At 47.7% G+C, this 24,712-nt stretch carries 28 protein-coding genes and 1 tRNA gene; 9 read left to right on the top strand and 20 right to left on the bottom strand.

Annotation, left to right across the window (positions count from 1 at the left end):
* The 7 genes from BUB85_RS16485 to BUB85_RS16465 all read right to left on the bottom strand — a co-directional run.
* The coding region (locus tag BUB85_RS16485) for a DUF1351 domain-containing protein (protein WP_073112512.1) at nt 1-831 on the bottom strand (831 nt) is incomplete at its 3' end.
* Nucleotides 806-970 (bottom strand): hypothetical protein, encoded by a 165-nt coding sequence (locus BUB85_RS21565; protein WP_159434668.1) that lies wholly within the window; start codon nt 968-970, stop codon nt 806-808. The genes BUB85_RS16485 and BUB85_RS21565, both read right to left, overlap by 26 nt.
* Before the next feature lie 2 nt (nt 971-972).
* On the bottom strand, nt 973-1,368 hold the full coding sequence (locus BUB85_RS16480) for a hypothetical protein (protein ID WP_073112510.1): 396 nt from the start codon (nt 1,366-1,368) through the stop codon (nt 973-975).
* A gap of 156 nt (nt 1,369-1,524) precedes the next feature.
* Nucleotides 1,525-1,782 (bottom strand): hypothetical protein, encoded by a 258-nt coding sequence (locus BUB85_RS16475; RefSeq protein ID WP_073112508.1) that lies wholly within the window; start codon nt 1,780-1,782, stop codon nt 1,525-1,527.
* 22 nt (nt 1,783-1,804) lie between these two features.
* Nucleotides 1,805-1,957 (bottom strand): hypothetical protein, encoded by a 153-nt coding sequence (locus tag BUB85_RS21560; protein ID WP_159434667.1) that lies wholly within the window; start codon nt 1,955-1,957, stop codon nt 1,805-1,807.
* A 158-nt stretch (nt 1,958-2,115) separates the two neighbouring features.
* The gene (locus BUB85_RS16470; RefSeq protein ID WP_073112505.1) at nt 2,116-2,301 is read right to left on the bottom strand and encodes a hypothetical protein; all 186 of its coding nucleotides are present in this window, start codon (nt 2,299-2,301) and stop codon (nt 2,116-2,118) included.
* The gene (locus BUB85_RS16465; protein WP_073112503.1) at nt 2,302-2,559 is read right to left on the bottom strand and encodes a hypothetical protein; all 258 of its coding nucleotides are present in this window, start codon (nt 2,557-2,559) and stop codon (nt 2,302-2,304) included.
* A gap of 128 nt (nt 2,560-2,687) precedes the next feature.
* Here BUB85_RS16465 and BUB85_RS21225 point away from each other — a divergent pair, with 128 nt between their 5' ends.
* From BUB85_RS21225 to BUB85_RS16440, 5 genes are all read left to right on the top strand, one after another.
* The gene (locus tag BUB85_RS21225) at nt 2,688-3,005 is read left to right on the top strand and encodes a helix-turn-helix domain-containing protein (protein ID WP_073112500.1); all 318 of its coding nucleotides are present in this window, start codon (nt 2,688-2,690) and stop codon (nt 3,003-3,005) included.
* 63 nt (nt 3,006-3,068) lie between these two features.
* Nucleotides 3,069-3,533, top strand: coding sequence for an ImmA/IrrE family metallo-endopeptidase (locus BUB85_RS16455; RefSeq protein ID WP_073112498.1), 465 nt, complete (start codon nt 3,069-3,071; stop codon nt 3,531-3,533).
* A gap of 54 nt (nt 3,534-3,587) precedes the next feature.
* The gene (locus BUB85_RS22100) at nt 3,588-4,673 is read left to right on the top strand and encodes a zinc ribbon domain-containing protein (protein ID WP_073112496.1); all 1,086 of its coding nucleotides are present in this window, start codon (nt 3,588-3,590) and stop codon (nt 4,671-4,673) included.
* A 253-nt stretch (nt 4,674-4,926) separates the two neighbouring features.
* The gene (locus BUB85_RS16445) at nt 4,927-6,303 is read left to right on the top strand and encodes a recombinase family protein (protein ID WP_073112494.1); all 1,377 of its coding nucleotides are present in this window, start codon (nt 4,927-4,929) and stop codon (nt 6,301-6,303) included.
* Nucleotides 6,251-6,754, top strand: coding sequence for a type 2 periplasmic-binding domain-containing protein (locus BUB85_RS16440; RefSeq protein WP_073112493.1), 504 nt, complete (start codon nt 6,251-6,253; stop codon nt 6,752-6,754). Before BUB85_RS16445 ends, BUB85_RS16440 begins: the two co-directional genes overlap by 53 nt.
* Nucleotides 6,755-6,902: 148 nt before the next feature.
* On the opposite strand, the gene ade is transcribed toward BUB85_RS16440, so the two are convergent.
* A complete protein-coding gene (ade, locus tag BUB85_RS16435) occupies nt 6,903-8,600 on the bottom strand; it encodes an adenine deaminase (protein WP_143160758.1) in 1,698 nt (565 codons plus the stop codon).
* Nucleotides 8,601-9,064: 464 nt separating this feature from the next.
* On the opposite strand from ade, the gene BUB85_RS16430 reads away from it, so the two are divergent.
* A complete protein-coding gene (locus BUB85_RS16430) occupies nt 9,065-11,506 on the top strand; it encodes a cation-translocating P-type ATPase (protein ID WP_073112491.1) in 2,442 nt (813 codons plus the stop codon).
* Between the two features lie 94 nt (nt 11,507-11,600).
* On the opposite strand, the gene BUB85_RS16425 is transcribed toward BUB85_RS16430, so the two are convergent.
* Nucleotides 11,601-12,434 carry an Mrp/NBP35 family ATP-binding protein gene (locus tag BUB85_RS16425; RefSeq protein ID WP_073112489.1) on the bottom strand — a complete coding sequence of 278 codons (834 nt, stop codon included), beginning with the start codon at nt 12,432-12,434 and terminating at the stop codon, nt 11,601-11,603.
* A 239-nt stretch (nt 12,435-12,673) separates the two neighbouring features.
* Here BUB85_RS16425 and glgX point away from each other — a divergent pair, with 239 nt between their 5' ends.
* Nucleotides 12,674-14,815, top strand: coding sequence for a glycogen debranching protein GlgX (gene glgX / locus BUB85_RS16420; RefSeq protein ID WP_084534091.1), 2,142 nt, complete (start codon nt 12,674-12,676; stop codon nt 14,813-14,815).
* 5 nt (nt 14,816-14,820) lie between these two features.
* On the opposite strand, the gene BUB85_RS16415 is transcribed toward glgX, so the two are convergent.
* From BUB85_RS16415 to BUB85_RS16405, 3 genes are read right to left on the bottom strand one after another with little or no spacing between them, the layout of a single operon-like run.
* The gene (locus tag BUB85_RS16415; protein ID WP_073112487.1) at nt 14,821-15,972 is read right to left on the bottom strand and encodes an ABC transporter permease; all 1,152 of its coding nucleotides are present in this window, start codon (nt 15,970-15,972) and stop codon (nt 14,821-14,823) included.
* On the bottom strand, nt 15,959-17,089 hold the full coding sequence (locus tag BUB85_RS16410; protein ID WP_073112485.1) for an ABC transporter permease: 1,131 nt from the start codon (nt 17,087-17,089) through the stop codon (nt 15,959-15,961). Before BUB85_RS16410 ends, BUB85_RS16415 begins: the two co-directional genes overlap by 14 nt.
* A 24-nt stretch (nt 17,090-17,113) precedes the next feature.
* A complete protein-coding gene (locus tag BUB85_RS16405; protein WP_073112483.1) occupies nt 17,114-18,043 on the bottom strand; it encodes an ABC transporter ATP-binding protein in 930 nt (309 codons plus the stop codon).
* A 206-nt stretch (nt 18,044-18,249) separates the two neighbouring features.
* Between BUB85_RS16405 and BUB85_RS16400 the strand changes: the two genes are divergently transcribed.
* Entirely contained in the window at nt 18,250-19,353 is a 1,104-nt protein-coding gene (locus BUB85_RS16400; protein ID WP_073112482.1) for a sensor histidine kinase, read from the top strand.
* 73 nt (nt 19,354-19,426) lie between these two features.
* The gene (locus BUB85_RS16395) at nt 19,427-20,047 is read left to right on the top strand and encodes a response regulator transcription factor (RefSeq protein WP_073112481.1); all 621 of its coding nucleotides are present in this window, start codon (nt 19,427-19,429) and stop codon (nt 20,045-20,047) included.
* Nucleotides 20,048-20,132: 85 nt separating this feature from the next.
* Here BUB85_RS16395 and BUB85_RS16390 read toward each other — a convergent pair whose 3' ends face one another.
* From BUB85_RS16390 to yedE, 8 genes are all read right to left on the bottom strand, one after another.
* A complete protein-coding gene (locus BUB85_RS16390) occupies nt 20,133-20,765 on the bottom strand; it encodes an HAD family hydrolase (protein WP_073112479.1) in 633 nt (210 codons plus the stop codon).
* 54 nt (nt 20,766-20,819) lie between these two features.
* Nucleotides 20,820-21,929: a GH25 family lysozyme gene (locus BUB85_RS16385; protein WP_073112478.1), complete on the bottom strand. Its 1,110-nt coding sequence runs from the start codon at nt 21,927-21,929 to the stop codon at nt 20,820-20,822.
* Nucleotides 21,926-22,213 carry a phage holin family protein gene (locus tag BUB85_RS16380; protein ID WP_073112476.1) on the bottom strand — a complete coding sequence of 96 codons (288 nt, stop codon included), beginning with the start codon at nt 22,211-22,213 and terminating at the stop codon, nt 21,926-21,928. The genes BUB85_RS16385 and BUB85_RS16380 overlap by 4 nt, the downstream gene beginning before the upstream one ends.
* Nucleotides 22,214-22,499: 286 nt before the next feature.
* Nucleotides 22,500-22,597: transfer RNA gene (locus BUB85_RS16375), tRNA-Sec, on the bottom strand.
* Nucleotides 22,582-22,719 (bottom strand): hypothetical protein, encoded by a 138-nt coding sequence (locus BUB85_RS21555; RefSeq protein ID WP_159434666.1) that lies wholly within the window; start codon nt 22,717-22,719, stop codon nt 22,582-22,584. Before BUB85_RS21555 ends, BUB85_RS16375 begins: the two co-directional genes overlap by 16 nt.
* A 37-nt stretch (nt 22,720-22,756) precedes the next feature.
* The gene (locus BUB85_RS16370) at nt 22,757-22,993 is read right to left on the bottom strand and encodes a DUF3343 domain-containing protein (protein ID WP_073112474.1); all 237 of its coding nucleotides are present in this window, start codon (nt 22,991-22,993) and stop codon (nt 22,757-22,759) included.
* Entirely contained in the window at nt 22,993-23,196 is a 204-nt protein-coding gene (locus BUB85_RS16365; protein ID WP_073112472.1) for a sulfurtransferase TusA family protein, read from the bottom strand. Before BUB85_RS16365 ends, BUB85_RS16370 begins: the two co-directional genes overlap by 1 nt.
* A gap of 83 nt (nt 23,197-23,279) precedes the next feature.
* Nucleotides 23,280-24,377 (bottom strand): YedE family putative selenium transporter, encoded by a 1,098-nt coding sequence (gene yedE / locus BUB85_RS16360; RefSeq protein ID WP_073112470.1) that lies wholly within the window; start codon nt 24,375-24,377, stop codon nt 23,280-23,282.
* Nucleotides 24,378-24,712 lie beyond the last annotated feature (335 nt).

The following is a 24,712-nucleotide window of genomic DNA, read 5'->3' as shown; positions in this document are numbered from 1 at the left end:
ATCCACATCCTCTCCTTGCAGAAAAGCTGGTTCTTTCAATACTTCTAGTTCTTCTTCCGGCTGAGCTACTTGTTGCTGCATTTCCTGCTTTACTTCGTTCTTAATCTGCTCTTCTCTGGCAATGGCGGCCCGTTCTTCGGCCTTTGCTCTGGCAATCTCTGCCTGCAGCCGGCGCTCCTCTTCCTGTTTACGCCGTTCCTCTTCTCTGACAAGAATCTCAGCTTTCTGGCGCTCGTACAGATTGATCACATCGATTGCCTTGGCCATGCTGAGCGTGTCTACGTACACCTCGATTGCTTCGGATTCTTTCTCGGACTGCATTGCCTTGATAGCGTCTATCGTTATCCTCGCATCTTCCACATACTTCGAAATTTCCTCCCGTATTGTTTTAATGGAAGTGGAGACGTTCTCCCACTTCGGATTAAATATCTTCTCAAAAGGAAGATATCTCCCCATATCTCCAATAATTTCGTCGTAAATCTTTCGGCACTGTACACGCTTTTCTGCTTTCTTTTTGGCGTCAAACTCTTTCACCTGGTCATCGATCAGTTGGATCGGCTCATCGATCTTCTTTGTCAGGTTTTTCATCTGCTCCTCAAATGCGTCACACGGTTCCATCCATTTTTTCTTTGTGGCTTTCCGGGCTTCATCGATTTCTTTTTTTAGTCTTCGTAGTCCGGCCACCTCGCCTTTTGCAATATCCTTTGTTTCCTCTGTAAAAACGGCACCCTTATACTCCGCCAATTTTGTATCGAGCTGCTTATTCAGCTCCTCAAAGTTAAGTTCTATGGTTCCAGGGTTCTGGTTAACCCTCAATGCTAACTGGTTCATTATTTTCCTCCAATCTGTAATTTTCAGCTTTCCGCCTATGCATACTCTTCTCTATCCGATCCACTTCTTGTCTGGCCAGGCACTCACGGTCGGCCCATTCCATGTAATCGTCGTCATCCCAATCGTCTCTCCGATTCACAACTATTCCTCCGCATTCTCCTCATTGGAAAATAATATTTCACACATACATGCGTATAGTAATGCTGCGTCTACTTTCGGACGCTCATTTTCGGTTCCCAGCACGGCATCAATCTTCTTAATATCATCTTTCATAAATCCATTTAAAATCCTAATATGTGCATCCGTCATAACCTCCAATAAGATGTTCTCATCCACATGCTGTGTCTCCTGTTTATACACTGTTTCCGGATCAATATGTGCTGCAGAGAATAATTTTCCTACGACTTTATCTGCGAACACCTTAGGAGCGTTTTTCTCCAACTCTTTTTTGAATTGTGCTATGGCGAGTGTTAGCTCAGTTGCTAGTTCCGCAGGGTCTCCTTTTAATGTAATAACCCCATTTTCTGAATGTATCATTTACTTTCTCCTCCAAAATTGTTATAATGTAATTGGTTTTTTATCAGAGCGCTTGTCCTTGCCGGGACTATCTAAGCGCTCCTTTTTATATTGCGTATCCGAACGCCAGCCAGTACAGGACCATGCTGCTCAGTATAATGATCGGCACTGCTGTTATCACAATGTCTGCTCCGTCGCTCCGGCGTCTGCGCCGGTACTTTCTTCTTGACAATGTTCCACCTCCTTCCTATCCCCATTAAAATACCACTTGATACACATCTCACGTTCCTTCTCTTCCTCCTGATCAGTAATCGCCCCTATGGACAATGCAAAAGATATCTGTGCACGCCTCCAGTTATATTTCGTGTCTGAAGGATCTTCTTCGTATGGACTTACCGCATCTAAAAGATGCTTTATTTCTTCCTGGTTCATCATGGGCCTGTCCTCCTCTCCCCGCCTAAGCGGTTTTATCCTTCTTGTCGCCTTCCTTTTCAAGGGTATGTGTAATTTTTGTACCTCTCTGATCTTCCAATAATCGGGTCAATATCGCTGCCAGTTTGTCTAATGTTGGTGGTGTTCCTCTAATGATACAATCCTGTTTCTGATTCATATCAATACCTCCAATCTTCTAAATTATGTTATGTGTTGCTGGTTGTACTTGTTACCGAAATCTTCTCGAGCAAATAAATAAATTATCAGGCACATCACCGCTTATCGATGATTTCCTCTATAGTATCTAACCAAGCAAGAGCTACCACAAAAAGTTCTTTAATCTGATAATCGAACAATGGCATACTCTCCGATAATTTCAGAAGTAGTCGTTAAAATATGGATTGCTTCATCTCTCGAAAGATTTTCCTCGGAGAATTTTTTGATAATAAATTCAGTGAGTTCTCCGATTTTCTCCCCGCTAAAAACTTCTCCGTTATTCATCTGAATACTTGGGAATGTCATCTACACCACCTCCTTTGCTTCGTCTTCCGTTCGTGAATTTAATTCACTTTCATTTGCAAAAAAAATTGCATCTCTTTCCTTGTTTGACAATCCAAGAACATCTGATAGTTTTATGATTTCAGAAGCTTTAAAATCGCTCTTCTTATCAGAAAGCCTATTATATAGGGTTTCTCTTAGCATTCCAGTCTTATTAGATATAAAGACCATTGTCATTCCAGAATCTTCAATGCATTTTCTTAATGCCACTACATCTGTCATATCGCACCTCCTTTGCTGATTTAAATTCACTGTATCATGTTTGTGAATATCTGTCAACATTTTTTAACAATTTTGTTGATTTTCTTTCACAATCGTGGTATAGTCATCTTATGAAAGGCGGTGTATCAATGTTAGATTTATATAAGAACATAAAAAAACTGAGATTAGAATTAGGTTTGTCTCAAGACTCATTGGCGAAAATGACGGGATACACAGACCGTTCTTCTATTACTAAAATAGAAAAAGGTGAGGTCGATTTACAACAGTCAAAAATAGAACTATTTGCCAAAGCATTACACACGACCCCTAAGAAGTTAATGGGATGGGATAAAGAGGAACCTGACAAACCCAACACCATCGCAGCGCACTTCGATGGAACGGAATATACAGAAGAACAGATTGACAGAATCAAGGCTTTCGCAGCATTTATCAAATCAGAGCAGTAAGTCCGATAAATCGTACATGCATTTTGTTAATATAGACACATAACGATTTAGGAGGAGATTTTCTTGAATAAATACGAAGAACTTATACAAGAAGCTGCGGACAACAATGTAAATGTCCATGACTTCAGATTAGAAGATAACCTGTCTGGACTATACGTAGATGGGAATGTAGCAATTGATACGGGAATTGAAACTACAACAGAGAAGACCTGCGTTCTGGCCGAAGAACTCGGGCACCACCACACAACAGTGGGAAACATCTTGGATCTGTCAGATGCCCAGAACGCCAAGCAGGAACGACAGGCAAGACTTTGGGCGTACAACAAGCAGATCGGGCTGAGAGGGATTGTGAATGCTTTCGAGCATGGGTGCCGGAGCAGCCAAGAAATTGCAGAACATCTGGGTGTGACAGATGAATTTCTATACGATGCAGTGGAATGCTACAGAGATAAATATGGGCTCTACAAAGAAGTGGATAATTACATCATCTACTTTATTCCGAACCTTCGGATTGGTAAGATGATTTGATTATATAACGTGGTCGTTATAAATGTGCGGGTTACAAATGAGGAGGGAAATAAAATGGCATTAATAAAATGCGAAGAATGTGGAAAAGAGTATTCAAACAAAGCGCCGGCGTGTCCAAACTGTGGATGCCCTACACCGGATTTTAAAGAAACCGTGACGGAGGCACCACAAGAAGCTGTCCCAGTTCCGCCAGAGGCTGCTCCGGTTCCACCTGTTGCTCCAACTCCGGCGTATACGCCGTCTGCTCCATTTACGGTAGCTTCGGAACCGAAAAAGGGGAAGTCTTCATCAAAAATTGCGGTTGTGATTGCTGTAATATGCGGGATTGTGGTACTTTGCGGTATTGGGTTTATAGCTTTAAGCGGAGATTCCACGAGCTCCAGTTCTAAGTCCAGTGAAGCATCAGGGGTAAAAACTGCGGAAAAAATGGAATATGTAGACAATATCGATGTTGTAGCGTCCAACCCGAAAGATTACAAAGGAAAATATATTAAATTTTCCGGGCAAATATTGAGTGTTGAGGAAAGTGACGAAATATATGCATTGCAGGTGTACACTGACGAGCATTATGAAAATAGCGTACTCGTTTATGTAAAAAAAGAACTCGCTGACGAAAAGTTTGTATCCGATGAATACGTATCAGTTGATGCTAAAATTGACGGAGCGTATAACGGGAAAACAATAATTGGTGTTGATTCAACATGGGCAAAATTAACCGCATTGAGCATCGAGAAAACAACCTATACAGACGCATTCTCGAAAGCAAACAGCACATGGAACATAACTGATTGTGTAGTTGATCAGAACGGTCTTGTTGTCTCCGTAGACAAAGTTGAATTTGCTGATAATGAAACAAGGGTCTATATGACTGTAACAAACAACACCACCGAAAAGTGCTATCTGTGGGAAAGTTCAACCAAATTAGTCCAAGACGGGGTGCAGCACGAACAGACATATAACTTCAAAGCAGATCATCAATCCCTTTCATCGGAAATAATGCCCAATGCTTCTTCCTCTGGCATTCTTTCTTTTGAAGCCATTGACAGCACAAAAGATCTCCAGGTGATTGTGGAGGGACATAGTGATGATTATAAATTAAAATTTTCTCCATACACATTTAATGTAACAGCTCCAAAGTAGAAAATCATCCTGATGATTACCGCATATTTTCCAGATAGACGTTGAAGAGTGATTTCAAGGCCCAATAGGTGGAATACAATTTAAAAACAGCCCGGTATTGGCGTACCGAACTGTTTCGTTGAAGACACTATACAAGATGCATCCGCATCCGATATAATCAACCACAAACAAATTATATCACACAACGGGTGCACCTTGCAATAGGTGTATTTTTTGTACCCTAAAATAATAAACTTACAAAGGAGTGATCATAATGGATATAACTAAAATCAAACGATGTGCAATCTACATCAGGGTAAGCACGGAAGAGCAGCACCTGAATGGTCTCTCCCTGCAGGCGCAGCGCAAAGCCCTGACGGCCTACGCCAAAGAACACAACTATGTAATCGTGGACGTTTACGCTGATGAGGGAATCTCCGCAAGAAAGTCCATGAATCACCGCAAAGAGCTGCTGCGGCTCCTATCAGACGTAGAAAAGGGAAAGGTCGATATGATACTGGTCACCAAGCTGGATCGATGGTTTCGCAACATCAAGGATTACAATACCACTGAGGAGATCCTCGCAGCGCACCGCTGTTACTGGAAGACCATATTTGAGAACTACGACTCTTCCACTGCCAACGGCCAGATGGTCATCAATATTATGCTCTCGGTCAATCAGGCGGAGTGTGACCGCACCTCCGAACGAATCAAAGCCGTGCTGGACTACAAGAGGTCTGTCGGGGAAGTTACCAGCGGCCGCATTGCCTGTTTCGGATACAAGGCGGTGAATGGACATCTGTTCAAGGACGAGAGCACCATGAATCTGGTGGATGAGATGTTCCAGTATTACTTCGGCTGCATGAACAAGCGCAGGACATACCAGCATCTACTGGAAGAATTTGGTGATCTGGTCCCACCATATGCCACCTTTGCCAAGCTTTTCACCCGGGAGACTTACACCGGGACCGTGCAGGGGATACCGGATGCCTGCGAGCCCTACATCACCCAAGAGCAGTACCGGCTGATCCAACAGATCAGCGACACCAGAACTTCAGCCGAGGAGCATGAAGCCTACTTTTTCAGTGGGCTCATCAAGTGCCCTGTCTGCGGAAAGAACCTCTGCGGCTACGTAAAGAAGAACCGGAAGAAAAACGGAAAGGTGTTCCTGTATAAATCCTACCGCTGCTACAATCACATGAAGAACCGCCGGCTCTGCTCCTGCGGCATGACGATCCATGAAAACACCGTAGAGAAATATATGCTGGAACAGGTCCCGGTCACCCTGGACACCACCATCCAGATGGAGGAGGCAAGAAAGCGCCGGGTATCCAACCAGGGAAGGATCCTCGGACTGCAGTCTGAACTGGATCGTTTGAATATTCAATTTCAAAAAGGACGAATTTCGGAATCGTATTATGATGAACAATATGATATGATAAAGAAAAAACTCGATACAGAACAGTCCTCCGGTCCCCACACTGTGATCGCCGAATATGTCACGGAGCTGCTGTCCGGGAACTGGATCTGTCTTTATGATCAACTGGATGCCGAGCACAAATCCGTCTTCTGGAAGACAGTCGTATCTGAGATTAATATTGATAAAACCCACAGATTGTGCGGTTTTAAATTTAATACTGAGGTGGTGTAGTCTTTTTCCTCCCACAGTTGAGTTTGAACCATCTGCCACCAAACTCGAGCAGGAAGGTTCCGGATATGTCGTTGCATCCCTCGGAGTTGACAGTGGTTTTGTTCCCTACACGGACTTCTGCGCAAAAACAAGTTATATCAACGCACATCCTGATGTCATTCAAAATTTCACCAATGCACTGCAAAAAGGACTTCAATATTGCCAGGGGCATGATGCTGCCCAGATTGCCACTGTTATTCTGCCGCAGTTTGACGATATGGATTCAAAGACCCTGACCACAATTGTCTCCCGCTATCAGGATCAGGATACCTGGAAAAATGATCTGATTTTCACGGAAGAAGCGTTTGATCTGATGCAGGATATTCTGGAATCTGCAGGAGAATTGAAAGAGCGCGTTCCTTACGAGAAACTGGTAACTACCGAATTTGCAGAGGTTGCCGCTGAGAATTAACATCACGCCGAAGCGCGGTCACCTCAGTGACCATATTCCATTTGTGCGTAGTACGCATCCCCCGGAGGGTTTTTATGCAATAGGAAAGTTCAGAGAACTTTCCTATTGCATAAAACAATATCCGGCTCCTGTCTGCATCGCATTTTCTTTATTCCTTTACAAAACACCATGTCTCCACATCATACATCCCTTTTTCTGTCAGCCTTATCTGCGGGATGACCGTCAGTGCCATAAATGACAATGTGGTAAATGGATCCGCTCCCTGTTTCACCCCCATTTCCCGCGCCATCTTATCCATCTTACTGATCTGCCTCTGCACATTTGGAGCACTGTCAAGACTCATCAATCCACCGATTTCCAACGGCAGAGTAGCTTTCACTTCCCCAGCGGACGCAATTACGTAGCCTCCACGGATTTTTTTCAATTCCTCCACTGCCAGAATCAGGTCTTCATCGTTATCCCCTGCCGCAATGATATTGTGCGAATCATGGGAAACTGTCGTTGCGATCGCACCTCCCTTGATTCCATACCCTTTCATCGGGCAGACTCCGACTTTTCCGTTTTTTCCATGCCGTTCTACCACACATAATTTCGTATATTCGCTGTCCGGTACAAATACCTCGCCTTCCCCGGGAATCATCTCGATGCAGTGTCTGGTCAGGAGCTGATACGGAACCAGCTCCATCACATGATTTTTCTCTTTCCGCTTCACCTGCAGCTTTTCTTTAGTCAGTTCATCAAATATAACCGTATCCAGGAGCGACTCATCTTTTATCCGGTATGAATAAGCATTCAGCACGTCCTCTGTGATGAGCCGGCCTGCTTTTATCACGCTCTCCGGCTTCACCGTTTTCAGATCATCCAAAATCATCAGATCCGCCTTAAATCCAGCTGCAACCGCACCTGCATCTTTCAGACCATATGCCTTTGCCGCATAGTAAGAGCCCATTTTGTAAGCCTTTTCCACCGGCACACCGATCTCGATTGCCATCCGCACACAGGCATTGATATGGCCTTCTTTTTCAATATCCTCAAGATGCTTGTCATCCGTACAGAACAGGCATTGCTCCAGCGGAACCTTCTGCTCCAGAAATCCCTTGACCAGCGTCCTCAGATTGTGTGCACCGCTGCCCTCCCGCACCAGGATATAAAATCCGGCACGGAGTTTTTCCAGGGCCTCCTCCGCCGTCCCACATTCATGATCGTCATAGATTCCGGCAAGCTTGTAAGCCTGTACATCTTTTCCGGTGATGCCGGGCGCATGTCCGTCCATGATCCGGTCACTGAACAATTGAAGTTTCTCCATCGTCTCCAGCTCTTCTCCCAGCACATCCATAAACCGCATCATTTCCCCCAGTCCCAACACACGCGGATGACTCATGAACGGCTCCATATCGGCTGCAAGAAATTTTCCGGCCCCATTGGTGTCCACATCCGTTGCCGGAACACTGGACGGAACCATCACGTAGACCGTCACCGGCACCTCCTCCGAGCTGTCCAGAATAAACGAAAGTCCACTGGCACCGGACACATTCACGATTTCATGGGGATCCGCAATGATCGTGGTCGTCCCCTGTCTGACAATCTGCCTCGCGAACTCCAATGGTGTGACCATGGACGACTCAATATGCACATGCCCATCGATCAGCCCCGGGGCAATGTACTTTCCCCGGCAGTCCATCTCCCGCTCTCCCTCATAATCGCCGATTCCGACAATGGTATCTCCCACGATTGCAACATCTGCCTGTATGATTTCTTCCGTAAAAACATTTAAGACAGACCCGCCTTTTAAGACAAGCTCCGCTTTTGCCTCTCCTCTTGCCGCTTTGATTTTATTGACCTGCATACTTTTGACCTCCCGCAATTTCATATACCTCCCGCCTACGGCGGATTCCTTCTTAAATGCATAATATTGAAGATTATACCCAATAAATATTATTTTTGCAAGAAGCCAGCAGACATTCATGAACACTACCAGACATTCATAAATATAAATCAGACAGTCCCGATCCCAAATTCTAAAATGTTATAGATTCTTAAGATTTACCCCCCTCATTTATCTGTAAATCCACTTTAAATCATGCTATAATGTACGCGACAGCAACGAGCAGTGCCGACAGCTGATAGCAGGCGTTTACGTTGTGCTCGCACATAAGTAAATGCTTGCTATCATCTGTCAATAGGGCGAATGCCCGCGAGTGAGATGAAGCAGCGCGGAATCGAACGGCACTGCGGATGACTGGCTTACCTCAAAGCAATGAGCAGTACAAAACCTCCATCCAGACATAAACATATAAAGAAAGGACGCATATGATAAAATTCAAAAAACAACCAATAGAAGAAGCTGACCTTCCGGTTCGCCAGGAACACATTCAGCGATTCCACGTTGATCCCCGGAAGGGTCTTAGCCCCGAGCAGGTGACGCAGCGATTTGAAGAAGGATATTCCAATATTCCGGTGGATCCGCCTTCCAAATCGGTAAAGCAGATCATCCATGATAATGTGTTTACATATTTCAACTATATTTTCGCGGTACTTGCTGTCCTTCTAATCGTGGTCGGCTCCTTCAAAAATCTGACATTTCTTCCGATCATCATCGCCAACACGCTGATCGGTATCATTCAGGAGATCCGTTCCAAAAAGGTACTGGACAATCTGACCGTACTTCACGCGCCAAAGGCGCATGTTATCCGCGGTGGCAAAGAAATTGAAATTTCTGCGGACGAACTGGTACTGGATGACGTGGTCGTCTTTTCTGCCGGCGGACAGATTCCGGCGGATGGAACCGTGCTTGCCGGGGAGGTCCAGGCCAACGAATCCCTGATTACAGGTGAGTCCGACGAGATTACCAAACTGCGGGGTGACCAGCTCCTCTCCGGAAGTTTCGTAGTATCCGGGCGCTGTCTGGCGCGGATGGACGCAGTAGGCGAGGATTCCTATATTTCCAAGCTTACACTGGAGGCCAAGGCTGTCACGGACGTGGGTGACTCCGAGATGATGCGCTCTCTGAAACGTCTTGTCAAATGGGTCGGCATCATGATCATTCCCATCGGTCTGATTCTGGTCGGTGAGCAGTGTCTGGTAGAGCATGAACCATTTCGGGACAGCGTCATTTCCATGGTCGCCGCCGTTATCGGTATGATTCCGGAGGGTCTCTACCTGCTGGCAAGTGTTGCCCTGGTCGTGTCCGTCATGCGTCTCGCCAAAAAGAAAGTACTGGTTCACGAGATGTCCTGCATCGAGACCCTTGCCCGGGTGGATGTACTCTGTGTCGACAAGACCGGTACCATCACGGAGAACACCATGGAAGTCAATGCGCTGATCACACTGTCTGCCTACAAGCCGGACGAGATGCAGCCTCTGGAGATTCTGCTCGGCGACTTCGCCCACAATATGAGCAAGGATAACATCACCATGGCCGCACTTCAGAACTATTTTAAAAAGAACACACATATCCGAGCAAGCAGTGTTGCCGGTTTTTCTTCCGCAACAAAATACAGCAGTGCGACTCTCAACTCCGTCACCTATGTGCTGGGAGCGCCTGAGTTCGTCCTGCGCCAGCAGTACGGAAAAGAGCAGACGGAGATTGAGAAATACTCTTCTCAGGGATTCCGTGTCCTGGTATTTGGTAAATATCACGGGAAAGTGAAAAAAGGGCAGCCTCTGACCGAGGCAGTGGATGCCTACGCGCTGGTGCTCATGGCCAATCCGATCCGGAAGGAGGCGCCCACTACATTCGCTTACTTTGAAGAACAGGGCGTTGACATCAAGGTTATCTCCGGTGATAATCCAGTGACCGTCTGCGAGATTGCAAAAAAAGCCGGTATCACCGGTGCCGAAAATTATATCGATGCCAGCACACTGAACACATTGGATGACATGGCCGATGCCATGCTCCATTATACAGTTTTTGGCCGCGTGACTCCGAATCAGAAACGCCAGTTTGTGGAAGTGCTGAAACAGCAGGGTCACACTGTTGCCATGACCGGTGACGGTGTCAACGATGTGCTCGCTCTGAAGGATGCGGACTGTAGTATCGCCATGGCGTCCGGAAGTGACGCTGCGGCGCAGGCTTCTCAGCTGGTTCTTCTGGAATCCAACTTTGGCTGCATGCCGGAGGTTGTACTGGAAGGACGGCGTGTCGTCAACAACATCCAACGCTCCTCCAGCCTGTTTCTGGTAAAGAACATCTTCTCTTTGTTGATGGCACTCTTTTCCATGATCACGCTGAACAGCTACCCGCTGACCCCGTCACAAATCTCCATGGTCAGTATGTTCACCATCGGAATTCCTGCATTCTTCCTGGCTCTCGAGCCGAACAAGAACCGGATCACCGGCCACTTTCTCACCAATGTCCTGCTGACCGCGCTGCCCGCCGGACTCACTAATTTTATTGTGGTCGGTTCCATGGTAACCTTCGGACATGTATTCGGCGTGGATTCCACAGATGTCTCCACCGCCTCCGCACTGCTGCTTGCCGTGGTCGGACTGCTGATTTTATTCCGCATCAGCAAGCCCATGAATATGCTCCGGCTCTCCGTGTGGATCTGCATGATAATCGGTTTACTGGTTTCCATCATTTTCTTCCACGATTTGTTTGGAATCACAGCAATTTCCCTCAAATGCGGCATGCTGCTCGTAGTATTCTCCATTGTCACGGAGCCGATTTTCCGATATCTGACACTATTGATTGAGATGCTGCAGCGATTTTACAAATATATGCACCACCGCTGGACTGTTGCACATTCCTAAATGTGATATAACGAAAATAAAAGGAGCTGCACACTGGCTGATTAAAAATCAGCCAGTGTGCAGCTCCTTTTATTTTCGTTATAACAGCTATCGTTTACATTATTTTTTCTGCCGCACTGATAAGGTATGGATTCTCTGCATCATAAAACTGCTCATCCTCCACTGCACGTGCAATCTTTGGATCTATCGGCATCTTTCCGAGTACTTCCACACCGAGATCCACCGCAATCTCGTCAATGTGGCTCTCACCAAAGACATTGATCTTCTTTCCACAGTCCGGACATTCCAGATAACTGTAATTCTCCACCACCCCGAGAATCGGAATGTGCATCTGTCTGGCCATGTTGTAAGCCTTCTTCACGATCATCTGTACCAGATCCTGCGGTGACGTCACAATGATAACACCATCAACCGGAAGTGACTGAAATACTGTGAGCGGTACATCACCGGTTCCCGGCGGCATATCCACGAACAGATAGTCCAGATCTCCCCAGATAACATCTGACCAAAACTGAGTCACCACACCTGCGATCACAGGGCCTCGCCAGATAACCGGTGCCTCCTCATCCTCCATCAAAAGATTGATGGACATGATTTTCGTTCCGTCTTTTGCAATACACGGATAGATTCCATCCTGCGTCCCCATCGCCTGTTCATGGATTCCATACATCTTTGGTATCGACGGGCCTGTAATATCCGCATCCATAATTCCGACTGCATATCCCTTCTCACGCATGGTCCTCGCAAGTGATGCCGTCACAAGTGATTTTCCAACACCGCCTTTTCCGCTCACGACACCGATCACTTTCTTGATTTTTGACTGTGCATTTGCCGGGGCTCTCATATCCTGCGGTTTACTTCCACAGGAGTCAGAATGTGCGCATCCCTCGCAGGATCCAGAACATTCTTCTGTATGCTCTTCTGCCATAACTACATCCTCTTTTCTCTATAATTTTACTGCTTTCTATTCTATCACACAAATTTCAACATTTCAACGGCACTGCTCCGCCTGTACAGAACATTTTACATGACAACCCCGGTATAAGACGGTATAATAAACCTATGTAAAGCGGTCCTTCAGAAGTGAGGGACTGCTTTAGGACAATGAAATTATTCTCACTATTTGCAGCAAATAACATATGGATTTTTCACAAAATGGAGGTATGAATGAAGACAAATGATAGAAACCCAGACGAAACCCTTGACTTTACCGATGAGACAGCTCCCTTCTCGGACACCTCAAAGCATCTGTATCCCCTGGACCGCATCAACGGCTTCGATGTCCGGCCCGGATTTTTTATGATGACCGGTGCTGTCGCATTTACCGGAGGAGTCAGCTTCACCGTCCAGTCCATCGGTGCCACATCCTGCGAGCTGCTGCTCTTCCACCGCAAGGCTGCCCATCCTTACGCCGTCATTCCGTTTCCCGAGACTTACAAAATCGGCCACGTCTATTCCATGGCCGTCTTCGGTCTTGACTTTTCCAAATTTGAGTACGCCTACCGGCTCGACGGTCCCTACGATCCTTCCAGAGGGCTTCTGTTTGACAAAAGTCATATTCTGCTGGATCCTTATGCCAAGGCCGTCACAGGGCAGAGCGTCTGGGGTTCCAAGGAAATCGACTCACCTGGCTATCGGGGCCGTGTGGTGCGAAACATTTTTGACTGGGAAAGCTCTGTCCCGCCCAAGCTTCCGATGGACGATCTTATTATCTACGAAGCGCACGTGCGCGGCTTTACGAAGATGGCTCCCGACGTTGAGTATCCCGGAACCTATGCCGCTCTGAAAGAGAAGATTCCCTATCTGAAAGAACTGGGTGTCAATGCGGTGGAACTGATGCCGATCTTCGAATTTGACGAAATGGCAGACCACCGTATCGTGGATGGACGTCAGCTGCTGAACTACTGGGGATATAACACAATCAGCTTTTTTGCTCCCAACACCAGCTATACGGCTGCCGTGGAGTACAATCATGAGGGACGCGAGCTCAAGGAGCTGATCAAAGCCCTGCACGACAACGGAATTGAGATCATTCTGGACGTGGTATTCAACCACACTGCAGAGGGGAACGAAGACGGACCTTTTATCTCATTCAAGGGCTTTGACAACAATATCTATTACCTCCTTACCCCTGACGGCAAGTACTATAACTTCAGCGGCTGCGGAAATGTCGTCAACTGCAACCATCCGATTGTACGCAATCTGATTCTGGACTGCCTGCGCTACTGGACTGCTACTTACCATGTGGACGGTTTCCGCTTTGACCTCGCGTCCATTCTGGGGCGAAATGAGGATGGCTCCGCCATGAGCAAGCCCCCTCTGGTGCATGCCCTCGCAGAGGATCCCATTCTGGGCGACGTCAAGCTGATCGCCGAGGCCTGGGATGCCGGCGGGCTGTACCAGGTAGGCAACTTTCCTTCCTTTAAGCGATGGGCCGAATGGAACGGACGTTACCGCGACGATATTCGCCGCTACCTCAAGGGTGATCTCTGGCAGGGGGCAAGTGCTGCGCAGCGCATCACCGGATCCCACGATATTTACGATCCACAGTATCGCGGTTCCAACGCCTCCATCAATTTTCTGACCTGCCACGATGGATTTACACTCTATGACCTATATGCATATAATGAAAAACACAACGAGGCCAACGGCTGGAACAACACCGACGGAAGCAACGACAATTCCAGCTGGAACTGCGGGGCTGAGGGTGAGACCGACGATCCAGAGATTCTGGCACTCCGTTTCCGTCTGATCAAAAATGCCTTCGCCACTCTCATGTGCAGTCACGGAACCCCCATGTTCCTGTCAGGAGATGAGTTCGGCAACAGTCAGTTCGGCAATAACAATGCATACTGCCAGGACAATGAAATCTCCTGGCTTGATTGGAGTCTCCTGGAGAAAAATCAGGATCTGTTCACTTTCTGCAAATATATGACTGCCTTCCGGCATCGGCACGCGGTGATTCGCCGTCCCCTCCCGCCCAGTTCCACCGGGCTCCCGCCGATCAGCCAGCACGCAGAGACCCCCTGGGTGTCTGAATTTGGGGGCGATGTCCGCTTCGTCGGAACCATGTTCGCCGGATACGACGAATGCCTCGACGGGGACGATATCATCTATTTTGGCATCAACGCCTACTGGGAAAGTCTGCAGGTCACACTGCCCACGCTTCCAAAAGATCTGAGCTGGTATGTGGCTGTAAATACAGGAAATGCAGCTGCCACCACCTACCCGGAAGACAACATGCCGAGCCTGGATGACAACTGCATTCTGATTGGCGCAAGAAGCGTCATTGTTCTGATTGCCAGATAATTTCTTTATTGCTCTTGCTGTTTAAATTTGCTGACAGCAAGGGCAATTCCTACGAGGGCCACCGCAAACAACAGCTGAATCCCAAATCCTCGAATAATCGACCGGCGGATGCTGTCGGTCATGGTGATGCAGGTGCCCAGCGTCTCATTGACCACCTCATACCAGTACACCGGAAGGAATCTGGATACTTTCAGCACGCTTTTTCCGAGCAATGACATCTGCACAAACGCACCGCACAGGAAACACATTCCCAGCGAGAGCGGCGTCACGATGTTATTGATCACCGTCGGCTTGTTCACCAGAAGCCCGAGAACCATAGAGATAGCGAGGCATACCAGCATCAGCAGCAGTGAATTAACAATATAATACCATTTGTACGGATCCTCCAGAAATGCTTTTCCGTTCATCGCCAGAATCCCCATCATAGAAAACAGCCAGATCACACCACCGACTACGAGGAATGCCAGAATGCTCTCCCCGTTTTGTCTGCGCAGTGACACCGCGGAGGCTATCATCCGGTTCTTTACCTCTTTCTTTTGGAATGAGGCAAGAATCATCCCCAGCACATAGCAGACTGCGGTGAGGAACAGATACGGCATATACCGGAACGTATATCCATAGGACTTTACCTCTCCCGTAGTTTTCGATTTATCCAGAAGATTCACTTCTGATGTCTTCTGCTCCCTGCATTTTTCAGAAGCCTCCGCCACTGAATATCCAGCTGCCTTATATGTTCGCACCTGATTCAGAAATGTATTGATCTGCTGAGATGCATAAATTGCGTTATACGTCCCCGGAACTTTCGTGATCGGAAGCGTTTCTTCCCCGTCCAGGCACTTTTCCTCGAACTGTTCGGGAATCCGTACAATCAGATCCACCGTCTCATAATACAGTGCTTCCTGCATCACTTCCGGATCATTTTTCATATATTCCACGTGATGGTTCTCTTTCAGAAATGCCGCCAGCCCCTTCGCCAGATCTCCTCCATCCTGATCCACCACCGCGATGTTCAGTTTTTCTGCCGCATAGCTGCCTTCCTCCGCCTGCTCCCCTGCGAACTGCATGGAGATAGTGACCCCCGTAAATATCACGAGGTACATGATAATCATTCCGGAAAGTCTTTTCGTGATCTTCATATAGCCTTTAAATACTGTCATAGCGTTCCCTCCTCATCATCAGAAATGCCCCTACGGTGAAGGCAGCTGCCATAGCGATCAATGTGATCAGATCTCTGGCATACCGCGCCGGATTATCGTAAATGCTCATGCAGTACAGCGCATCGGAGATCAATGCCGCCGGATTGATCCGGTTCAGGATTGGACAGTACTGCTCCACAACATTTTTCATCTGCGCCATCATCAGTCCTGCCAGAAAACTGCAGACCATACTAACGGCCAGCATAATTCCGATCTTTACACCTTCTTTTCTGTTTCCGCAGCTCCCGATAAAGATTCCCATGGCCACACCGATCAGACCTCCCACCGCACAGACAAGAACCGTTCCTCCCATGTTTTCCCCGAGGTCCAGTTTCAGCACATATTTCAAGTAGGCGAGCAGGATCATCAGATTCACAAAATGTACCGCAAATGTGACGATCAGATCCACAAACACCAGCTTCAGCCGGTGGGTCGGAGTGATACTTCTGCGGATGGCAAGATCACTCTGGTTTGCCTGCAGCTCTATGGATGTAGTAAATCCCAGAAAGCATCCATACAGACATGCCATGGCAATCAGTGCCAGAAAATACTGCAAGACACCGTTGACTTCTTTTCCATTGATAGAGGTCTCCTTCACCAGATTCCGGTAATCCGCGATTGCCTCAGCCGCTGCACCAATTCCCTCCGGCTTTTCCTGCGCCACGCTGCGCATCATGTCCGCATTGCGGTTGTAGCTGTCAAGAAGCGACTGCAGAACGCTCTCCTCGATTCCCTCGGATGCAACGGTCAGCGCCGGTGTCTCCTGCGCATAGTAAATCCCATAAACTTTTCGTGTCTTCAGGCGATCAAGCGCTTTTTTCTCCGACAGTTCCTCCACTTTGATGATCTTGGAATCATCTTCTGCCATCTCTTTCAGAAATTCGCCAAAGGCATCTCCAGCCTCTGATTCCGTGCTCTGCACCAGTGCGACCGGAATGGTATCCAGTTTGTTCTTTCCAATATTGGAAAATGCAAAAAAGAATAATGTAGCCAATATCAGCGGAAATGCCATGGCCCAGAACATGGACGTCCGGTCCCTCAGCGTACATATGAATCTATATTTTATTAAATGCAGCATCTCTCATACCTCCTCCCTTGAACATCAATCCCGCAGTTCTTTTCCTGTGATCTCCAAAAATACATCATTCAATGTCGGCAGTTCAGAGAAAACTCTTCCAAATGCAACATCCTGATCCTGCAGATAATTCAGTATCCGAACCAGATTATGCTTAGCTCCGCTGCAGCGCACCGTCAGTTCCTGATTTTCGTATGCAGTATCAAACACATGAGGCAGTTCTCCGATTGCCGCCAGATTTTCCGCTTCCAGAAGAACCCCTTCTATCGTGATCTTCTCTCCGGTCTTGATCATACTCTTCAATTCTTCCTTCGTTCCCTGGGCAATACACCGTCCATGATCCAGAATGGCGATCCTGCTGCAGATCTGCTCTACCTCTTCCATATAGTGAGAAGTATAAATGATCGTCGCGCCTTTCTGGTTCAGTTCCATGATTCCTTCCAGAATTTTATTCCGGCTCTGCGGATCCACCGCCACCGTCGGCTCATCCATAATGATCAGCTTCGGCTGATGGGCAATTCCACAGGCGATATTCAGTCTCCGCAGGAGGCCCCCCGACAGCTGCTTCGGTCTCATCTTCGTGTAGTCCTCCAGTCCCACGAACCGGATTGCCTCCTCCACCAGACTTTTTCGTTTTTCTTTTTCATTTACATAAAGACCACAGAAATAATCAATATTCTCCCGCACACTCATCTCGTCAAACACGGCCACATTCTGCAGTACCACACCGATCTGCTTTTTCGCCTCGTAATTGTCCGGTGCCATCGTCTTTCCAAACACTTCCACCGTCCCCTTGTCATATTTCAGGAGTGCCAGCAGACAGCTGATTGCCGTCGTCTTGCCCGATCCGTTCGGTCCGAGCAGACCAAAGATTTCTCCCTCCTCGACCTCCAGATTCAAATGGTCCAGTGCCAGCAATTCCCCATAACGTTTTACCAGATTTTCTATTTTTATCATCCTGTTTCCTCCTTTAACTAAGTTATCGTGTCTCTGACAGATTACTGTAACTACAGTATAATCCTCCTCCGCTGGAAATATAAGTGTCCGCTGTCAGCACTCTGCATGACATTTGTCACGTCCAATGTGAGAATTTGCAGATGACATTTGTCATGTTTTTGTCTATAATAAATGGAGATACCAACCTAAGTGAAAGGAGGCTGACTATGCGGATACTGACCGACAAATTTTTCCTGCTCTGCTATTGCTTCGGCACGCTGCTGTTTACAAAGGCAGACACCTCATACGTCTCCTCTTTTCTGACCGGCGTTGCTTTGTCTGCGACACTCTACTTCTTTTATAAAGAAGGCCGGACTAAACAGGGGATTCTCGCCAGTCTACACCATCCTGACTACAATCTGGTCACCACCCTGCTTTACGGGATTGCGCTCTTCTTCCTGCCCCGGCTCTGCCTGTTCACCCCGCTTATCGCCTACGATGCGATGGCCATTGGAAACTATCCGGCTCTTCTGCTTTATCTGATCGGAATCACAGCCTTCTGCATCTCGGATATTCCGATCTTGTGGATATTTTTGATCTTCGGTCTGTTTCTCGCCTGCTATCTCGCCAGGCAGACTCTGTCCTACACAGAGCTGCATACTCTGTTAAAAAAAACCAGAGATGACAGCACGGAATTAAATCTCCTTCTCTCCGAGAAAAACCAGGCACTTCTGGACAACCAGGATTATGAGATCTACACGGCTACACTGCGGGAACGAAACCGCATCGCCCGGGAGATTCATGATAATGTGGGGCATATGCTCTCCCGCTCCATTCTCATGGTCGGTGCCCTGAAAGCCATCAACCGGGAACAGGCCCTCGACGCACCGCTGGAATCACTGGATGGTACCCTGAACACAGCCATGGACAACATCCGCACCAGCGTCCATGATCTTCACGATGAGTCTGTGAATCTGCGCGAGGTCATCGAAGGACTGACCGGTGGATTCAGCTTCTGCCCTGTCACCCTGGAATACGACATATCCTTTGATGTTCCGCGTGATGTAAAATACTGCTTTATCACGATTGTAAAGGAAGGGCTGTCCAACATTGCCAAGCACAGTAACGCAAGCCATGCGTACCTCACGCTGCGGGAGCATCCCGGCTTCTTTCAGCTGGTGCTGTCCGACAATGGTACTGTTTCCATGAATGACTCGGATTCCGGCCTCGGACTTATTAATATGAGAGATCGTGTGAGCACTCTGAAGGGAACGCTGGAGATATCCAGAGAAAAGGGATTTAAGATATTTATTATGATTCCGAAGACGTAAAAATAACCTGACTGCAAACGCTGCGGCAGGTTTAGGTTTCTCCTTCGTACAAATCAAAGAAAGGGAAAAGCACATGAACATTGTGATTGTAGACGACGACTGCCTTGTGGCAGGCGCATTGAAGACAATATTAGAGGCCAGTGAAGAAATCAAGGTGGCCGCAACAGGCTCCGACGGATCCGAAGCCATCTCCCTTTACCGGGAACACAGGCCAGACGTCCTGCTTATGGACATCCGAATGAAGCAGCTGAGCGGGTTGGATGCCGCCGCCGCGATTCTGTCAGAATTTCCAGATGCAAAGATCCTGCTTCTGACTACCTTCTCCGATGATGAGTATATCGTAAAAGCGCTGAAAATCGGCGCCAAGGGGTATATTCTGAAACAGGATTATGCCAGCATAATCCCATCACTGAAGTCCGTCTGTACCGGACAGACCGTATTCGGCAACGAGATCAGTTCAAAAATCCCGGGACTCCTCCAGACTTCCTCGGAATTTGACTACGGAGAGCAGGATATCAGCGACCGGGAACTGGAAATCATCCGTCTCATCGCCGACGGGCTGAGCAACAAAGAGATTGCCGGTAAGCTGTTTTTGAGTGAGGGAACGGTGCGCAACTACCTGAGTTCTATTCTCGATAAACTGCAGCTGCGCGATCGGACACAGGTTGCTGTATTTTATTACCAGCATCTGTAAGATGCTGCACCCTCTGCAAATCAACGACGCTTTAAATCAATAGCTCTTTAAATCAACGGCTCTTATTTCCAGTGCAGATACAAAGCTACTCCGCCACCAGCGCGAGCAGCTCCGCGATGCATCCGATACTTTCTTTCGCATCCGGCACCTCGCCGAAGCCATACCGTGCCCACACAAAGGGAACTCCCGCCTCTTTACACGCATCTGCATCTCCCTGGGTATCCCCGACGTAGATCACATGCTCCAGATGGTTCCTTTCCATCAGTGTGCGGATTGTCTTCCCCTTGGAGGTGTTCGTCTCGCCGAAGCACAGATGATCCTTGAAGAAAGGGGTCATCTTCGTTGCCTCCAGTGTGATCGGAATATAATCCTTCTGACAGTTGCTGACCACGAACAGCGGGTACTGCTGCGACAATGCCTCTATCGTCTCATACATCCCCTCGTACACCGTCCCAGGATAAGTCAAAAGCCGCTCATTCTCCACCTCATAACATTTCTCTGCAAAAAAGTTCTTTTCCGCCCGTGTCAGTGTCGGAAAGATCACATCGCAGATCTCATCCATCGTCTTCCCGAACAATTGCTTTAACTGCGGTGCCGTAACTCTCACGTCTGAATCGGTGCAGGTCTCTATCGCCACATTCCACGAATCAGCCACCACGTCTGTCGAATCCCAGATTGTTCCGTCTATGTCAAATATAATTCCATCTAATTTTTTCATTTCTTTCTCCCTCTGTGTCTTTTATATATCCGGTTCTTCTCATGCATTATCTTACTAAAATATCTGAAACCTGTCAATCGGGATATTGAATCCCCCTGCATATCCGTCCTGCCCGCCTGTTCTCTCGTTGTCATACTGCCATGAAAAATATCCTCCGTTTACCGGAGACACTCTGTACTGTGCCTTTTGATATCCGTAGCTTTGTACGATGTCGGCCGGTGTGTAATAATACACCTCCACCGCATCGATCTGCTGTCCGTTTCCCGCATATCCGTACACGTGGTCGCTCCAGTTGTAGCCCGTTACAAAGGGCAGCCAGCCCCCGCCCAGGACATGCACTCTATAGCGCACAGAGCCTCTGCTGCAGCGAATTGCCACATCCGTAATCGGAACTCCCCTGACACCTGCATAATCATTCAGGTTCGTCACCTCCTCGTAAATGACGCCGCCTGCCCTCACCGAGTACACAAAATCGACCACTGAGGGCGCAGAACCTGACGGCTTTGGCGGAGTGACCGGCTGCGGAGATTCCGGCCTCTGTACCGTTCCTTTCACGTATGCATCCCACGCATTGCGATCTCCGTAGAACACATTCAGATCCAGATTTCCGCCCCAGTTCTGCAGCCGGCCGCTGGAAGTATACTGGTACACCGCGCAGTTTCCCCATGCCCCCAGCTGTCCGTATATAGGCGCATCCGGATTATATCCCATGGGCCGATAGCCCGCGTAATATCCGGCATTCCACAGTCCATAATCTGCGCGGACCACGTCCGACCAGTCATATTGGTTCACTACACTGTTGGACATATAGACCAGAGGTTTCACCCCGGTCCTGCTCTGCACCCGGTCCAGCCACGCCTTCGCATATCCTGGCCCATATTTTACGACGTCCGCCTCCCAGTCCAGCGCGAGAAGCACACTCCCAAGATATCCGCGGATATTACTCAAAAAAAAGTCTGCCTCAATCCCGGCGTCTCCCCCACGGGCAAAATGATACACTCCCAGCTTTTTTCCAGCTGCACGCCCCTGCTGAAAATGCGTCTCACAGCTGGGATTTACATAGGACGTTCCTTCTGTCGCTTTGATGATTGCAAACTCACAGGGTACAGTCCCCAGATCCAGCCCCTGCTGGTAGCTGGAAATATCAATTCCATTCAGGCTCATTTCCCATCCTCCCGCTTCTCACCCATGCAGTGAATCGTCCGCTTAAACATTTGGTGGAGACCGGTCGATGCCAGCCCGCTGAGTGCCCCGTATACAATATTGTCCAGGGACAAGTGCCCCTTCGCAATACATCCGAGTACAGCTCCGAGTATAGCCATGATCATCGGAATATATTCGTTGCTGACAGCATCAAGCCAGGTGATGTTTTTGATACAGTATCCGACGACCAGACACGCCAGAACAACAATGACAATATAATAATCCGAAAGATTTCCAAGATCCATAAAAAACCTCTTTATTCTTGGTTTATGCGGAACACTGTGCAAATGTGTATGAATACACTATAGAAGTTCGATGGCATTTTCTATGATAGAACAAAGAGTTTCGCAAGCGAAACTCTCGCGCCAAAGCGCGGTCACGCTAGTGACCATATTCCATTTGTGCGTAGTGCGCATCCCCCGGAGGGTTTTAATGTAATAGAGGAAAGTTCTCTGAACTTTCCTCTTACATTAAAAAACAGACATACATCATGCATGTCTGTTTTATATGAGTAACCCTCTTAATTTCTTTTGGCGAGGATGTGTGGGAATCGAACCCACCCGGGACGCTCTAAACGCCCCACACTGGTTTTGAAGACCAGGAGGCACACCAGTTACCTAACCACCCCCATATAAATAACCCGTTTCTTAAGAATGCCATATTTCAACAAATTTGTCAACCATTCCACCTGTTTTTCGCATTTTGCTTCTATAGATAATTTTAATAAAAGAGGTGCTCCTTTGTTATTCAAAGCGGTACCTCTTTTCCAACCTGGGCTGCCGCATTCTCTACACCATGCACTCGTGCATGTCCTCTTCTTTGATTCCCACGCTGTTCATGACTGCGCTCAGAGCATCCCTGTGCTCCGGGTCCGCACACCAGGATAAACCGCATCCGGCTGAGATTGCTCTCGGAACCGGAATCAGTCTCCCGGGTGCCCCCTCCTCCTTGCAGGCTTTTTCCATAGCCATTGCATCCGCGGTCGTATGAAATGTCACGACAAGTTTTAATTCTTTTTTTCTCATTATTCAATCACTATTTCGAATTCAGATCCGACTTCTCTTGCTGTTGCCTTCTTCCCATGGTCCTTTGCGAATTTTTCAACATTTGTCTTTTGATGTGGTTCACTTACGAGTACCCTGAACGGGCTCTTCTCCGTCTTCAGTGCCTCAGCTGTCATCATGAGTGGTTCCGGACAAGAAAGTCCTCTTGCATCTACTTCTTTCATATTTTTTCCTTCTTTCCCTATAATAGCATATCATCCTGCTTCTTTCCATAGCTGATTTTCCGCAAATCGACTACGGGTTTTTTCTATTTTGCTGCTTCCCGCTTATTTGTAAATGCGATGATGAAGCAGGCAATGATGCAGATGATGCAGGCCACTTTTCCGTTTGTTGTAACTGCACCTGCCACTAATTCTTTCGTCTCTGCATTCAGCGCCGTTCCACTCGATGCAAGCCCCAGATTATGGCAGAGCGCTGCGCCGAAGAACAGACCCAATACCGTCACAGCCGAATCCGAAGATCCCTGTCCTGCCAGAATCAGCTGACGAAGCGGGCAGCCTCCTGCGAGTACCGCTGCAAATCCAACTGCATACATTCCAAGAATGTTCCACAGATGATCAGAATGAGCGATAATTCCAGGGGTATTGAAGCCCACGATAAATCTGCCCGTTGCCAGGTTGAAAATCAGCATTACAACAAATAATCCGCCAATTACAGTAAGTAAGTCAAAATTTTTCATTAAGATGACGTCGCGGATACCGCCGGCAAAACACATTCTGGACTTCTGGGCAAATGCTCCAAAGATCAGACCACCGATCAATGACATAATAATCGGTGCATGCAGACTTCCCGGACCCATCTCGCTCGCCTTCAGCAGGCTTGTGCAGGTCAGCAGAATCAGGACACCGACCATAAGAACCGGAAGTACCATACCGCTTTCCTTGTTCGTCTCATGCGCTCTTCCAAGACTGAACCCTTTCTTCAGTGCAAATGTTCCCGTCGCAACACCCAGCACAAATCCGATCAGTGCGATCCACGCATTCAGATCTCCCGCTGACATACGGATGACCATACGCAGTGGGCAGCCGAGAAAAATCAGCGATCCCACCATAATAACGATTCCAAGGATAAAACGAATCATCGGAGATGATCCCGCTGTTGCGCGGTACTCCTTTGTCGCAAAGGAAATCAAAAATGCTCCCAGTACCAAACCGATAATCTCCGGTCTCGCATACATTACGGCCTCCGCCTGATGCATGCCGAGTGCTCCGGTCATGTCCCGGACGAAACACGCGATACAGAATGCCATATTGGCCGGGTTTCCAAAATACGCGAGGCACGCTGCCACAAGACCGCATACAACGCCGGCTAAAGCCAGTTTTTTCTTCGAATCTGATAAGTTCATAAATAATACCCTTCCTATTCTGTCAAGCCTAAATCTATTGATTTTACTAGCTTTGACGATTTTTATTTACCTCTAAAACAGAGCCGATAGTGATGAATATCGTAGTATCAAGTACTGAATAGTTGAAAAATAGGTATAACTTTAAAAGCATCCATTTCGTTTGCTATATAAAGGCTATTTTCCCTCTGATCAACTATGATGATGAACCTTCCGTGTCTAAGGGGATCGTGTCCCAACTTCCTTCGTACCATCTATTCATACACTGAGTGCCAGCCAAGCTCCTAGACGGGGTCTCGCCCCATGGTGAAAACCGATGCCAGCTACAGCTCTTGTTT

The sequence above is a fragment of the Hespellia stercorisuis DSM 15480 genome, assembly GCF_900142165.1.
In the GTDB taxonomy this organism is placed as follows: Bacteria; Bacillota; Clostridia; order Lachnospirales; family Lachnospiraceae; genus Hespellia; species Hespellia stercorisuis.
Note: the sequence above shows the minus strand (reverse complement) of the source record. Positions and strands in the feature narration are given on the sequence as shown.